Origin of the sequence: Desulfovibrio fairfieldensis, assembly GCF_001553605.1 — a bacterium.
GTDB classification, from domain to species: domain Bacteria; phylum Desulfobacterota; class Desulfovibrionia; order Desulfovibrionales; family Desulfovibrionaceae; genus Desulfovibrio; species Desulfovibrio fairfieldensis.
The window spans coordinates 2,461,548-2,475,655 of record NZ_CP014229.1 but is presented as its reverse complement, the minus strand read 5'-3'; the positions used below and the strand labels follow the sequence as shown (position 1 = coordinate 2,475,655).

10 protein-coding genes are annotated in these 14,108 nt (G+C 55.0%); 2 read left to right on the top strand and 8 right to left on the bottom strand.

The window, feature by feature from the left end; genetic code table 11:
- Position 1 precedes the first annotated feature (1 nt).
- Both AXF13_RS10485 and AXF13_RS10480 read left to right on the top strand, forming a co-directional pair.
- Positions 2-346 (top strand): hypothetical protein, encoded by a 345-nt coding sequence (locus tag AXF13_RS10485; RefSeq protein WP_062253119.1) that lies wholly within the window; start codon positions 2-4, stop codon positions 344-346.
- Positions 343-1,089 carry a hypothetical protein gene (locus AXF13_RS10480; RefSeq protein WP_008681714.1) on the top strand — a complete coding sequence of 249 codons (747 nt, stop codon included), beginning with the start codon at positions 343-345 and terminating at the stop codon, positions 1,087-1,089. Before AXF13_RS10485 ends, AXF13_RS10480 begins: the two co-directional genes overlap by 4 nt.
- A gap of 86 nt (positions 1,090-1,175) precedes the next feature.
- Here AXF13_RS10480 and AXF13_RS16810 read toward each other — a convergent pair whose 3' ends face one another.
- The 8 genes from AXF13_RS16810 to AXF13_RS10470 all read right to left on the bottom strand — a co-directional run bounded on the left by AXF13_RS16810 (position 1,176) and on the right by AXF13_RS10470 (position 14,018).
- A complete protein-coding gene (locus AXF13_RS16810; protein WP_150116157.1) occupies positions 1,176-1,676 on the bottom strand; it encodes a hypothetical protein in 501 nt (166 codons plus the stop codon).
- A gap of 41 nt (positions 1,677-1,717) precedes the next feature.
- Entirely contained in the window at positions 1,718-2,170 is a 453-nt protein-coding gene (locus tag AXF13_RS16805) for a hypothetical protein (RefSeq protein ID WP_150116156.1), read from the bottom strand.
- A gap of 84 nt (positions 2,171-2,254) precedes the next feature.
- On the bottom strand, positions 2,255-5,632 hold the full coding sequence (locus AXF13_RS10475; RefSeq protein ID WP_062253117.1) for a hemagglutinin repeat-containing protein: 3,378 nt from the start codon (positions 5,630-5,632) through the stop codon (positions 2,255-2,257).
- A gap of 275 nt (positions 5,633-5,907) precedes the next feature.
- Positions 5,908-6,012: a barstar family protein gene (locus tag AXF13_RS17465; RefSeq protein ID WP_223300015.1), complete on the bottom strand. Its 105-nt coding sequence runs from the start codon at positions 6,010-6,012 to the stop codon at positions 5,908-5,910.
- 110 nt (positions 6,013-6,122) lie between these two features.
- Positions 6,123-6,560: a barstar family protein gene (locus AXF13_RS16125; RefSeq protein ID WP_083522070.1), complete on the bottom strand. Its 438-nt coding sequence runs from the start codon at positions 6,558-6,560 to the stop codon at positions 6,123-6,125.
- A 7-nt stretch (positions 6,561-6,567) separates the two neighbouring features.
- Positions 6,568-6,828, bottom strand: a complete 261-nt coding sequence (locus tag AXF13_RS16120; RefSeq protein WP_083522069.1) for a ribonuclease domain-containing protein — start codon at positions 6,826-6,828, stop codon at positions 6,568-6,570.
- A gap of 214 nt (positions 6,829-7,042) precedes the next feature.
- On the bottom strand, positions 7,043-7,477 hold the full coding sequence (locus AXF13_RS16115; protein ID WP_083522068.1) for a barstar family protein: 435 nt from the start codon (positions 7,475-7,477) through the stop codon (positions 7,043-7,045).
- A gap of 7 nt (positions 7,478-7,484) precedes the next feature.
- Positions 7,485-14,018: a hemagglutinin repeat-containing protein gene (locus AXF13_RS10470; RefSeq protein WP_190276345.1), complete on the bottom strand. Its 6,534-nt coding sequence runs from the start codon at positions 14,016-14,018 to the stop codon at positions 7,485-7,487.
- Between the last annotated feature and the right edge of the window lie 90 nt (positions 14,019-14,108).

The window sequence follows — 14,108 nt, the reverse complement described above, 5'->3', positions numbered from 1 at the left end:
CATGGCCCGGTTGTGGCGACGAATCCGCTTTCTCTGGCATGAATTTCGCAAACGTCGGAAATATGGCGCGGCGATCCGGCCCGAGGGCATCCGTGCCCAGGCCGAGGAGCTGGGGCATCTGGCGGAACTTGCCGGCAGAAGCGTGCCCCTGGCCGGACCGGAGGCGCGCCAACTGGCGGAACTGGCGCAGGCCATGGCGCACCTTGCCGACATGACCCGCACGGCGGATTTCTGCCGCCTGTCGGCCGACAGACGCCTTGCCCTCTACGACAACCTGCGCGACGCGCGGGAAAAATTGCTCGCCTCGATTCAGAAGGCGCGCCTAGCCTCGGAGAAACCGCAATGAAATCGTTGCCGCGGCGCGTATGCCCCTGGCTGCCGGGCCTGCTCCCGGTCCTGGCCCTGGTTCTGGCTTTTGCCGCCGGTTGCGCCAGCACCCCGGACGACAGCCGTTCCTCCATCTCCCTGGCCGGAGATTTCAGCACGCCTTTCCAGATCCAGATCGACAATTTCGTGCGCCGTCAGCCGCCCGCCGTCTATGTGTCCCCGCTCGGTCCGGCCGGGCACCGCCCACGCGCGCTTTTCGTGCCCCTGCGCGCCGTGCAGCAGATCACCAATGCCGTGACCTTCAGCGACCTGCTTTCGCGCCAGGTCTGGCAGATCTGGCTTTCGCTCAATGCCTTCGAGGCCCTGGAATACGCGCCCGAAGCCGGTCCCTTTGAACGCTCGCGCGCTCTGGCCCTGGCCCGGCAGCGCGGCGCGGAACTTCTGGTGGGCGGCTATATCAATCACTATATGGACGGCGGCAGCGGCGGCGACAGCTCCCTGTCCCTGGCGATTGAAGTGTATGACGTGAAGACCGGCACGCAGCTCTGGTCCCTGGCCCAGGGCGGCATGATGGAAGCCCGCCAGGTGCACGATTTTTATCTCTTTTCTATCAAGGAACGCAATCCGGCGGACCCGTCGGGGCTTATTGCGCGCTCTCTGGCCTGGGATATGGGCCGGGTGGTGCTGGCCTGGGTGGACCCGGCCGCCGCGCGTGAGCGCGGTTCCTCGTGGGGCAGCGTGTTCGGCCGGAAGGCATTTTAGGGGAGGATGGGCGTGTCCGGCGTCAGGCCGGAACCCCGGCCCGCGGGCTGAGATTGCCCCCGGCGGGCACGGTGGAGGAAACCAAGCTATTCCTTACAGGTAACAATAAATCCTTCAGTAAGATTGTATTTTGGTTTTTCGTTGTATGGGATCAATATTAGATTATAATTTTCATCTAACAAATATGCAGCACTAGATTTTTTTTCTCTTTGATAATCGTTCAACACCCTAATCATATCTGAGACATTTGTAAATTTTTTAGTGATTCCGCCAACACATCTCCTTTCCAAAAATGCACTTTCTGTACATTCCTCAATATAGATATTTTCACCTTTGTAATTTTCTGGAATCAGCGAGATTGCATCATCGCACCCATTTTTTAATAAAAAACCTCTATGGTTCGTCATATAGATAAGGACATCATTCCCAGTTCTATTTATAATAAACGCACTGCCCGGAGAATCGTTTGACGCGATCAGGTATGCTGCCCCTTTGTTTATCAAGGAGCATGCCGAACCTAGCAAAATGCTTATGGATATTACAAGGGTATACGATATACGGACTATCATATTGTCTGTATAATACATTTGTAAATCAAATCCTTTCTCTTGAAGTTGTGTAAATTTTCTTATTTACAAATAAGCCTTCCATTTTCTAATCTTTGTCCCTTAAATGGCCCATCATATGGAACCAATAAAAGATTAAAATTCTCGTCCAAGAGATACGCCGCACGTTTTCCTGTTTTCTCTTGGAAGTTATGCAGAGCATCAATCTTTTCAGCTACATTGCCAAAATCTTTGGATTGTATGTCAGGACATTTCCATGTCCTGTATAGCGCGGCAGGACACTCCTTTATTCTCAATCTTTCTGTCGTAAAATAAGAAGATCTTAGAGGGCTATAAATATCATCACAGCCATCTTTCAAAATACTTCCTATATTTTTTGTATATACAACAACATCCTTTCCACTTCTATTTACAATAAATGCTTCTCCAGGAAGTGTACATGATGTAAGTAGCACCACTGAAGTGATTGCAATAAAAATATTATTCATATCTCCATCCATTTTGAATTTTTTCATATATTCCAAGTGCTTTCATTCTTTCTCGTGCGTTGCTATTTGCACCTTGCTCAAAAGGATTTGAATTAGTCCACCATCCACCCATTATAAGATAAGCTGGGATATAAAGTGGTCCAAGAGCCTCTTGTTGAGGTATATATGCCCGAGTTCGTGCAAGCCAAGAACTATTTGGTCAGGACTATTATAATACTTCCATACATCAGTCTCTTTCGCACTTCCAAAATACATAATGGCATGGCCAAGTGTTACACCATCACCATCTATTCCAAATGGATGCCCTGTAAACTGCAAAGCCCCATCTTTATACTCTGTCTGTACGTCACCAAATATGCTTCCAAGAAAACCATAGGAAAGCCCGGCCAATGTATTTACTCCGGTCCAGGCCGTTTTCCATGTGGAGCCGTCTGCAAGATTACTGTCAAAATAAATTCCCATCCGTATCTTATCGTCCTGAGTCATTTCCTGCGCAAGGCCTGTGTCCCGATTAAGGCTTGTGAGGCTATCCACGGAACCGTCACGGGTGATGATAAGGCCGTCGCCCACGGTGGCGCGATTGATCTGCTCCTGATCTGTTTTGCTGTAATCGAGAGAGGTGACAAGGTTGTTCATCAGACCGCCGACCCCCAACCCTCCGGAAATGGATTCGCTTCGATTGGAATCGTGCAAATTGGAATGCGTCAACGTCCCGGTGTTCAACGTCAGATTGCCGTTGTCCGCCGCGATGACCGCGCCCTTGATGTCCGTATTTTTTTCAGTGTAGATATCCAGGTCTTCTTTGGCCGTAATGCTGGTCTGGCCGTTGACCCAGGCCATGGAACCGCTGCTGGTGCCGCCGCCGATGTTCAATCCGGAGCCGTTGCTTCCGGTCACCGGTATTCCCATGATTTTGTCGGGTACAAGACCCGTAGCGTCAAAGCCGATGCTGCCGCCCAGGGACCAGGAGTTGCCGGAGCTCTGGGCCGTGTCTTGCAGACTGTGCACATTCAGATCGCGGCCCACAGCCATATCCACCGTGTTGCCCTGCACCTGCGCACCCTTGATGTTGGTGTCGCGTCCGGAAGTGGTTTCCAGATGATTGCCCGCCGCTACCAGGGCATTGGTGTAGCTTGTGCCGCTGCTCTTGCCCTGGCTGCCGGACGCGGAGGCGGACACGCTGCCGGAAACGGCCATGCCGCTGGAGCCGAAGCCCACGCTCACGTTCACGCCGCCCGAGGCGGATGAGGCGGATTGTTTGCTGTCGTAGGTATTGGTGGCCGCGACGATGTTCAGGTCACGGCCAGCCCCCAAGGCCATGTCATGACCGGCCTGCACACGGCCGCCTTCAATAGTGATGTCCCGCCCGCTGACGGCCTCAAGGTCGCGCCCGGCCAGCAGCGTGGAGGGGGAAGCCGTGCTTGAGGATGAGGAAGATTTTTGCCGGGACGTGGAACCGCCGACAGACAATGACGCGCTGACCACCTGAAAGATGGAATTATAGACGCTGGTGACGGCTTTCAGCCCGGCGCTGGCGGCGGTGACGCCCTGATATCCCAGACCGCCCTGACCGCTTCCCATGGCTTGCGGCAGATCGGCCACAGCCTGCACGGCGGAAGAAACATTCTGCTGCAAGGAAAGCGTGATTCCGGCCTGCACATCCTTCCGCCAGGCCGATGCGCTCTGGGAATCCTGACCGGCAAGCATGTTCCAGTCGCGCCCGGTGTTCAGGTTCACATCACGTGCGGCTTCCATGTGCGACGCTATCTGGTTGATGTCGCGCCCGGCCGTTATGGAGATATCGTTGCCTGCCTGTACCAGGCTGCCCGCATTCTGGGCCGCGTTCTGTTTGCTGCCCTTGGCCGTGCTCTGGTAGCCGAGACTGAGACTGGCCCCGCTGGAACTCAGCGCCGCGCCTATGCCGACTTCACTCTTTTTGCTGGACTCAAACGCATATGACGTATCATTGCCGGGAAGCAGGTTGACGTCGCGCCCGGATTGTATCTGGACGTTGTTGCCGGCGGAAATCAACGATCCCACGGAGGTAACGTCATGTTGGGCCGACATTGTGATATCTTCTCCCGCCATAATGGCGGAACCAATATTTTTACTGACGCCATCGCCTTTTTGCTTTTGTTTGCTGCTGGCAAATGAAATTCCCGAGCTGCCGCCGAAAATCCCTGCCCGGGATGAGCTGGATTTATAGTATGACGATTGCGTGTTCTGCGCGGCATCAAGAAGGATATTCCCCTTTTCAGCGTTCAGTTGCACATTCCGCGAGGCAAAAATATTGCTCGCTGTGGCAGTAATATCGTTACCGGCAGAAATTTTTACATTTTCTCCGCTCAAGGTGGACCCGACCTGGGTAACAGAGGATTTTTCCTCCCTTTTGGAAGAGGAACTGAGGCCCAGCGCGCCCACGGTGGACTTGGTGTGGCTGAAATAGGAACTGTTCTGTGCCGAGGCCACGTTGACGTTGCCGCTGGCGGCCACGGTAAGGTCCTTGCCGCTGACCAGATTGGAGCCCACCACCGAGACATGGCCGGTTGACGCGGGCGCGCCGGAGGCAGCGGACGCGCCCGGCGTCAAACCGGTGACCCCGGCCAGCAGGCTGAGATTGCCGCCGGAGGCCACTGTGGAGGATTTGGAGGTGCGGTAGTCCTGGGTATAGGTGGACTTGGAGCTGGAGGAGAACAGGCCGCCCTTGCCGGACTCGGCCTTGACAAAGGAGCTGAACGTATCCTGCACGGCCACCACGGACAGATTGCCGCCCGCCGCGAGTTGGGCGTCGCCGCCCGCGCCCACCTGGGAACCGGCCACGGTCATGTCCCGCCCGGCGGTCATGTTCAGGTTGCCGCCCGCCGCCACAGTGGAGCCGGTGTGGGTGACGCGGTGCTCCCAACTGCGTGAGCCGCCGTCAAGGTGAAACTCCTCGGTAACGGTGCCCACAGTCATGTCCCGCCCGGCGGCCAGGGTCACGTCGCCGCCCGCGCTGAGCGTGGAGCCCCGGATGGCCAGGTCGTTGCCCGCCACGGCCGTCACAGTGCCCGTGGCCTCGATGCCGCCTTGGGCCAGCACGTGCTGGTGGGCGGCATTGCCCGCGTCGGGGCGGGTCAGGGTCTGCGAGACGATATTGCCCCCGGCCTTCAGGCTGATGTCCCCGCCCTGGATGAAGCCGCTGTTGTTGGCAATGTCGTTCAGGGCCGTGAGGTTCAGGCTGCCGCCGCGCAGCAGGCCGCCGGTGTTTTCGATACTGACCGAGGCCAGGTTCACGTTTTCGCCGTTGATGCGGCCTTCGTTCAGAAGGCTTTTGCCCGCGTTGATGTAGACGTTTTTGGCCTGCACGCCGCCGCCGGGCGCGATGTCCTGCTGGGTGGCCGAGGCCAGGTAGAGGTGGGGCACAAGCACCTTCCGGCCCATGTGCTCTTCTTCTTCCAGCCAGATGATGTCCTGGGTCAGGGCCGCCACCTGGGTCGGCGTGAGGGCCATATAAGATAGAAATCCTTATTGGAATTATTTATTGTACTAAGACAAAAAAATCTGTTTCCTCAAAATATTAAACTCCCCATTTATATCCGCAGAATGAAGTATTTTCATGACATTTTCCTTATCTTCAATAAAAAATTGGTATAAACATATGCCGATAAGAATGTTTTTCCCATGTTAATACAGCGGTAACCAGGCATGATAAATATATAGATAATATTTTATCATCTATTTCAATTTTATCATGCATAACTATAATTTTTTTTGTTTAATATGTTCTAGATCGCATAATGTGCATCATTTAAAGCATCCCAATTCCATCCAAATGCTGGGGATTTAAATTGCTTGTTAAGGAAATAAAATAAATCCTTCTTATTTTTTATAGTATTTTGTACAAAACAAAATGCTATTGATGCATACGACAGTTTTTGGGGGCGCTGTACGAAATAAAAAAGATTCTCCGCTCAGCTCGCCACCAACCACATTTCGTATCTTATTCATTCAAATGTAGATCGTTACAAATAATTTCAAAACGTCTCTGCAATTTATCAGAATAAAGAATTTTTATAATTTTTTCTTTATCATTTTCTGAAAAAATAGGTAAAAATATATGTTTATTTGAATATTTTTTCCATGTCAATGCTGCCGCCATAAGACAAGACAGATAATAAAAAAGTATATTATTATTCATAGATGTAGTTTCGTGCATTATAATAATATACTTTTCTTTTACATCTTCAAAATCACATAATGTATCCATCAGTGCATCCCAATTCCCTCCAAAGACCTGCAAGTTTAGTTGTTGATTAAGGGAATGAAATAATTCATCTGCCGATATTATATTTTTTGGTATATAACAAAACAATATAGAAGAAATATTTGGAATCTTTTTTGGATGTCGTATAAAACGAAAGAGATTCTCTATCTTCATAACAGACTCACTTTATTTTTATAAAATTGAGATAATGATCCGGCGTATAATACGTTTCTCCATTTTTCCCAATGACAAGCCTTTGAGGACCAACTTTCTCAATCCCAGGTGTTCTAATAACATACTCCATATAGTATCCATCTTCATGCATAGGAAGCTGATTTTTATTATTGAAAAATGTACTTCCATCACGGTTATGTGGATCAGCTATCCCTTTTGCTATTCTATCAAGCGTCGGTTGAATATCAATTGTCGAAGGGAGTTTCACACCTGTTTGAGGATCAACATAATTGATGCCAGAAATTTTCGTACCCGCAACTGATGGCGTTTTGCCAACAGACTTAATTCCCCCGGCCAGAACTCCTACCCCGACACCGAGGCCGAGATCAAGAAAGATTATGTGGCTTTGAGCAATGGAGAGGCCGGGTCTTACGAGTCCGGCCTCTCCATTGCGTCCCTGTTACCATATGAAACCGTTAGAGTTATTTCTTTAAGCCGAGGTTTTCACAAAAAACTTTAAACCATTCTTGTGGCTCATCAGTATAAAGAATTTTCATAATTTTTTCTCTATCTTCAACTGAAAAAATAGGGAAAAATCTATGTTTATTGGAATGCTTTTTCCATACTAACGCTGCAGACATGAGGCATAATAAATAGTTATAAAGTACTGAATTGTTCATATTTATAGCTTCATGCATTATAACAATATTTCTTTTTTTTTCATTATCGAATCCACAAAGTGCATCTTTCAGAGCATCCCAATTCCAACCAAAAACACAAAATTTAAATTGATTATCGAGCGCATAGAATAACTCATCAGTCGTTTTTACATCCTTTTCTATAAAACAAAATGCAATTGATGAATATGATAATTTTTTGGGGTGTTGTACGAAATAAAAAAGATTCTCCATTTTCATATATATCTCACTTTACCTTAATGAAGTTAATGTAATGATCTGGTGTATAGTAGACTTCTCCATTTTTACCAAGGACAAGTCTCTGAGGGCCAGCGTTTCCAACTCCAGGAGTTCTTATGACGTATTCTGTATAATATCCGGCACCTTGCACAGGGAGCTTAGACTTGTTATTGAAAAAAGTGACTCCATCATTGCTATGTGGATCAGCTATCCCTTTTGCTATTCTATCAAGCGTCGGTTGAATATCAATTGTCGAAGGGAGTTTCACACCTGTTTGAGGATCAACATAATTGATGCCAGAAATTTTCGTACCCGCAACTGATGGCGTTTTGCCAACAGACTTAATCCCCCCGGCCAGAACTCCTACCCCGACACCGAGGCCGAGATCAAGAAAGAGTTGCGTGGCTTTGATCTCTGTCGCCAAGCCTTCCGGGGTTGTTTCTCTTTGGGCGCTCTGCGACCCGCCATGGAACTTGTCGACTATAAGATATGAAGCCAGTTCCTGGGTCGCAGCCCCCATCAGCTCGCCACCAACCACATTTTTGATGATGCTTATCGGGCCCGCGCATATCGCCTGTAGCCCCATGAGGGCAACGGAAACTGTATCTTTATATGGAATAGTTTCTAAGTACTCGTAAACTTGCACCATCTGTCTAACCAAATATGACGCATCACTGGGGGGTATGTTAACCGTCCAGACTCCATTTTCTCCTTTCTGGACCTGTCCTGGAACAGAATTAGAGCCTTCTGGGGGTACAGATCCGAGGCCCGTGATAAGCCTTTGAAACTCCGGGTCACTCATTAACTGCTCTACCTGTTCGGACGACGCGCCGCTGCGGAGCATGGCCTGCATTGCATCCAGGCCCGCCTGACCAAGGCCTTTGGCGTTCTCGGGCAAGGCGGCGGTAATGGCTTTCCATTCCCTGACGATCTGCTGGAGGTTTTCCCCCAAGTTTTCGACGCCTTCTATGGTTCCTGCAAAGCCGCTCGCCAGTTCTTTGATCGACGTGCTGTCCACATAGACCGTGACGCTGACTTTTTCGTTTTTAGTCAGTTCCTGGGCCTTGGCGATATCTCTGTTCAGGCCCTCCAATCCCTGGGCGGGATCAGAGCGGATAATCACCGTCCCTTGGCCCACCGTGGCGCGGTTGATCTGCTCCTGATCCGTTTTGCCGTAGTCTCCCGAAAGAGAAGCGTTCTCCAACTGGCCACCGAGGCCGATATTGGCGGAGATATTTTCCTGCTTGTTTTTATCCTGAATATCGGAATATGTCAGGCTGCCGGTGTTCAACGTCAGATTGCCGTTGTCCGCCGCGATGACCGCGCCCTTGATGTCCGTATTTTTTTCAGTGTAGATATCCAGGTCTTCTTTGGCCGTAATGCTGGTCTGGCCGTTGACCCAGGCCATGGAACCGCTGCTGGTGCCGCCGCCGATGTTCAATCCGGAGCCGTTGCTTCCGGTCACCGGTATTCCCATGATTTTGTCGGGTACAAGACCCGTAGCGTCAAAGCCGATGCTGCCGCCCAGGGACCAGGAGTTGCCGGAGCTCTGGGCCGTGTCTTGCAGACTGTGCACATTCAGATCGCGGCCCACAGCCATATCCACCGTGTTGCCCTGCACCTGCGCACCCTTGATGTTGGTGTCGCGTCCGGAAGTGGTTTCCAGATGATTGCCCGCCGCTACCAGGGCATTGGTGTAGCTTGTGCCGCTGCTCTTGCCCTGGCTGCCGGACGCGGAGGCGGACACGCTGCCGGAAACGGCCATGCCGCTGGAGCCGAAGCCCACGCTCACGTTCACGCCGCCCGAGGCGGATGAGGCGGATTGCTTGCTGTCGTAGGTATTGGTGGCTGCGACGATGTTCAGGTCATGGCCAGCCCCCAAGGCCATGTCATGACCGGCCTGCACACGGCCGCCTTCAATAGTGATGTCCCGCCCGCTGACGGCCTCAAGGTCGCGCCCGGCCAGCAGCGTGGAGGGGGAAGCCGTGCTTGAGGATGAGGAAGATTTTTGCCGGGACGTGGAACCGCCGACAGACAATGACGCGCTGACCACCTGAAAGATGGAATTATAGACGCTGGTGACGGCTTTCAGCCCGGCGCTGGCGGCGGTGACGCCCTGATATCCCAGACCGCCCTGACCGCTTCCCATGGCTTGCGGCAGATCGGCCACAGCCTGCACGGCGGAAGAAACATTCTGCTGCAAGGAAAGCGTGATTCCGGCCTGCACATCCTTCCGCCAGGCCGATGCGCTCTGGGAATCCTGACCGGCAAGCATGTTCCAGTCGCGCCCGGTGTTCAGGTTCACATCACGTGCGGCTTCCATGTGCGACGCTATCTGGTTGATGTCGCGCCCGGCCGTTATGGAGATATCGTTGCCTGCCTGTACCAGGCTGCCCGCATTCTGGGCCGCGTTCTGTTTGCTGCCCTTGGCCGTGCTCTGGTAGCCGAGACTGAGACTGGCCCCGCTGGAACTCAGCGCCGCGCCTATGCCGACTTCACTCTTTTTGCTGGACTCAAACGCATATGACGTATCATTGCCGGGAAGCAGGTTGACGTCGCGCCCGGATTGTATCTGGACGTTGTTGCCGGCGGAAATCAACGATCCCACGGAGGTAACGTCATGTTGGGCCGACATTGTGATATCTTCTCCCGCCATAATGGCGGAACCAATATTTTTACTGACGCCATCGCCTTTTTGCTTTTGTTTGCTGCTGGCAAATGAAATTCCCGAGCTGCCGCCGAAAATCCCTGCCCGGGATGAGCTGGATTTATAGTATGACGATTGCGTGTTCTGCGCGGCATCAAGAAGGATATTCCCCTTTTCAGCGTTCAGTTGCACATTCCGCGAGGCAAAAATATTGCTCGCTGTGGCAGTAATATCGTTACCGGCAGAAATTTTTACATTTTCTCCGCTCAAGGTGGACCCGACCTGGGTAACAGAGGATTTTTCCTCCCTTTTGGAAGAGGAACTGAGGCCCAGCGCGCCCACGGTGGACTTGGTGTGGCTGAAATAGGAACTGTTCTGTGCCGAGGCCACGTTGACGTTGCCGCTGGCGGCCACGGTAAGGTCCTTGCCGCTGGCCAGGTTGGAGCCCACCACCGAGGCATGGCCGGTTGACGCGGGCGCGCCGGAGGCAGCGGACGCGCCCGGCGTCAAACCGGTGACCCCGGCCAGCAGGCTGAGATTGCCGCCGGAGGCCACTGTGGAGGATTTGGAGGTGCGGTAGTCCTGGGTATAGGTGGACTTGGAGCTGGAGGAGAACAGGCCGCCCTTGCCGGACTCGGCCTTGACAAAGGAGCTGAACGTATCCTGCACGGCCACCACGGACAGATCGCCGCCCGCCGCGAGTTGGGCGTCGCCGCCCGCGCCCACCTGGGAACCGGCCACGGTCATGTCCCGCCCGGCGGTCATGTTCAGGTTGCCGCCCGCCGCCACAGTGGAGCCGGTGTGGGTGACGCGGTGCTCCCAACTGCGCGAGCCGCCGTCAAGGTGAAATTCCTCGGTGACGGTGCCCACAGTCATGTCCCGCCCGGCGGCCAGGGTCACGTCGCCGCCCGCGCTGAGCGTGGAGCCCCGGATGGCCAGGTCGTTGCCCGCCACGGCCGTCACAGTGCCCGTGGCCTCGATGCGGCCTTGGGCCAGCACATGCTGGTGGGCGGCATTGCCCGCGTCGGGGCGGGTCAGGGTTTGCGAGACAATGTCGCCCCCGGCCTTCAGGCTGATGTCCCCGCCCTGGATGAAGCCGCTGTTGTTGGCAATGTCGTTCAGGGCCGTGAGGTTCAGGCTGCCGCCGCGCAGCAGGCCGCCGGTGTTTTCGATACTGACCGAGGCCAGGTTCACATTTTCGCCGTTGATGCGGCCTTCGTTCAGAATGCCTTTACCGGCATTGATGTAGACGTTTTTGGCCTGCACGCCGCCGCCGGGCGCGATGTCCTGCTGGGTGGCCGAGGCCAGGTAGAGGTGGGGCACAAGCACCTTCCGGCCCATGTGCTCTTCTTCTTCCAGCCAGATGATGTCCTGGGTCAGGGCCGCCACCTGGGTCGGCGTGAGGGCCACGCCGACGCTGAGATCAAGCCCCTGGGCCTGGGCCGCCGCCGCGTCCATGAGCCCGCGCATCTGGTCCGCGTCCGAACTGTAGCCGTTGAGGAAGCGCTGGCCCGTGGCGGCCAGAATCTGCTGCTGCACAAGACGCGTTTCATAAAAGGCGTCGCCCAGCAGGACCACCTGCTGGCGGTCCTGGTCCAGGCCGATGCGGCTCAGGAAATAATCCGAACCGTAAAAAAGGCCCATATTCGTGAACATGGGGTTGGTTTCAATGAGGTAACGATGGCCCGGCGACGTGGACGGGCGGAACATGGGACTGCCCGCAAAAGGATAGCCCGCGCTCTCCGAACTGCCGTTGGGCAGCGAAATGCCCTGGCGGTCGCTGTAATTGTTGAAGGTATCCGCAACGTCCATATACAACCCGGACTTGGCGGAAAGCACGACGGGGGAACGCCCGATCTCTTCGTAGGTTTCATTGTAGGACCGGAAATATTCGCCGGTGAAGTCATCATCGGAGTCCCAGCCCTTCATGGTTTCCCTGACCGTGCGCGTCCGTTGCAGCACGGCGTCCTTGTTGTCGACGTTGGTCGCCTTGACGGCGAGATTATTTCCGGCGGCAATGGTGCTGTAGTGGTTTTCAAGCAGGTCCGCGCTGATGAGAATGTCTCCGCCCGCAAGCATCTGGGCGGACGGCGAATCCTTCAGGATGTAGTCTTCATAGACGTTGACGTAATACCACAGTTGCCTTCTGTCGCAACCGTGACCGAGCAACGGCTTGTTGCATTCATACCATTCGTTGTATGAAATGTGCCTGCCTCGTTCCGCCACTTCAAATTCACGTTTTTTGTTTTCCACGGTTTTTGCGCTGATGGAAAGCTCGTTCCCGGCGGAGATCGTGCCCGAGAGATTGCGCACGGCGTTCTCTCCCTTGCCGTCGGCGTCGGCGATCAGAATGTCGCGCCCGGCGTAAATTTCGCCGCCGTCGTTGAGCAGCAGGCCGGATGTGTACAGGCGCTGGTCCCGCGCCGCGTACAGGACGCCGCTCATATTGCTCAGGCTTTCGCCGGAATATTCAAGGTCCTGCCCGGCCGCCAGAAACGCGCCGTTCAGGGTTACATCCGTGCCGCGCAGGGTCAGGTCATTGCCGGAAGAAAGGCTGCTTTGAACGTCAAAGAGGGCTTTTCCCACATCCAGAAGCAAGTCGGAACCGGCGCTCAAGCTTGCGTCGTTCAGCTCCGCTTGGGCCACCCGAAAGGCCAGATCCGTGACGGCTTCCGCCTTGGATTTTTCCGTCAGTTTCACGTGCTCCAGGTCCAGCCCCACGCGTCCGCCCTGTACCAGGGTGTTCAGAAGGGCGAGCTCCCCGCCGGAGAGCACGACGTCGCCCCGGCCCGCAATGGTTGAAGAGGCGGCATTGGCCGTGGCGGCCGCGATGGTGATCGATCCGCCGGACAGGACTTTGGCCCGCTTTGCCTCCACTGTGCCGGCGGCGATAGTTGTGTTGCCGTCTTTTGTCAGGCCGCCGGAACTGTCCACCCCGGACGCCGCCTGCGCGTCTTCGCCGAGAACCAGGGTATTGGCTTTGATCGACAGATTGCCGCCCGCATAAAGTCCGGAGGATTTTTCCGGTTCCGGCTCGGGCGTCGGGCCTGTCAGGCCCGACGCCGGTGCGGAAGCCGCACCGGCGGTTACGCTTCCGGCCTGTTTTTTGGCCTTGCGGGCTTCATATTGCGGTTCAAACACGCCCTTTTCCAGACGCAGGTTGTCAGCCGTCACCGTCAGGTCGCGCGCCGCCGTGACGGCGGCTCCGGTCAGTTCGATATCCCCCTTGCCGGCCAGCACCGCGTCGCCGCCCGAGACGGCCTCGCGCAGGCGCAGCTTGCCGTCGGCGGTGATCACCATCTGGTCCGCGCTCTGCACCGTGCCTTCCAGGTTCACGCCCACGCCCTTTTCCGTGGCGATAAGGGTGATGCGGTTGGCGTACATACCGCCCAGGGCCGAGGAGTCAATGCCCACTTCCGGTTTTTCCTCGGCGGCGGGATTGCCGGGATCAGCCGGGGCAGGGGAGGGATCGGCCAGGGGCGTCACCGTGCCGTCGGCGGCCACGCTGTTTTTGCCCGTGACCACGGCCAGGCTGCTGGCGCGCACCTGGGCCTCCACATGGGCCGTGCGCGCCAGCAGGGTAAAGGCGTCCGTGTTGTCGGCGTTGATGCCCGCGCCTTCAATGCGGATGTCGCCCTGGCGCACCTCATAGCCGCGCAACGCGCCGCCGGGGTCCACCTCCGGCTTGCCCGTGGTGATGGTGGCGCGCGGCACGTTGATGAAGCCGCCGCCGTTGACCGTCACGCCGTTGGGATTGGCCAGAATCACGTCCGCCGCCCGGCCGTTGACTTCGATATAGCCTTCAATGCGCGAGCGGTTGGCGCTGGTCACCTCATTGAGGATGGTGCGCGCCTCGGCCCCACGGTTGCCGTGGAAGTTGGGATTGCCCGCCACAATGCCGCCGAGCTGCGAATTGGCGGCCCCGCTGCATCCGGCAGGCGAGAGAAATAAAAAAAGACACAGCATGCGGCCATTTGTTTTACG

Excerpts from the sequence above, each read along its gene's own strand:
- AXF13_RS10485 (WP_062253119.1), top strand. The coding sequence starts at position 2 with ATGGCCCGGTTGTGGCGACGAATCCGCTTTCTCTGGCATGAATTTCGC.
- AXF13_RS10480 (WP_008681714.1), top strand. The coding sequence starts at position 343 with ATGAAATCGTTGCCGCGGCGCGTATGCCCCTGGCTGCCGGGCCTGCTC.
- AXF13_RS16810 (WP_150116157.1), bottom strand. The coding sequence starts at position 1,676 with ATGTATTATACAGACAATATGATAGTCCGTATATCGTATACCCTTGTA.
- AXF13_RS16805 (WP_150116156.1), bottom strand. The coding sequence starts at position 2,170 with ATGAAAAAATTCAAAATGGATGGAGATATGAATAATATTTTTATTGCA.
- AXF13_RS10475 (WP_062253117.1), bottom strand. The coding sequence starts at position 5,632 with ATGGCCCTCACGCCGACCCAGGTGGCGGCCCTGACCCAGGACATCATC.
- AXF13_RS16125 (WP_083522070.1), bottom strand. The coding sequence starts at position 6,560 with ATGAAGATAGAGAATCTCTTTCGTTTTATACGACATCCAAAAAAGATT.
- AXF13_RS16115 (WP_083522068.1), bottom strand. The coding sequence starts at position 7,477 with ATGAAAATGGAGAATCTTTTTTATTTCGTACAACACCCCAAAAAATTA.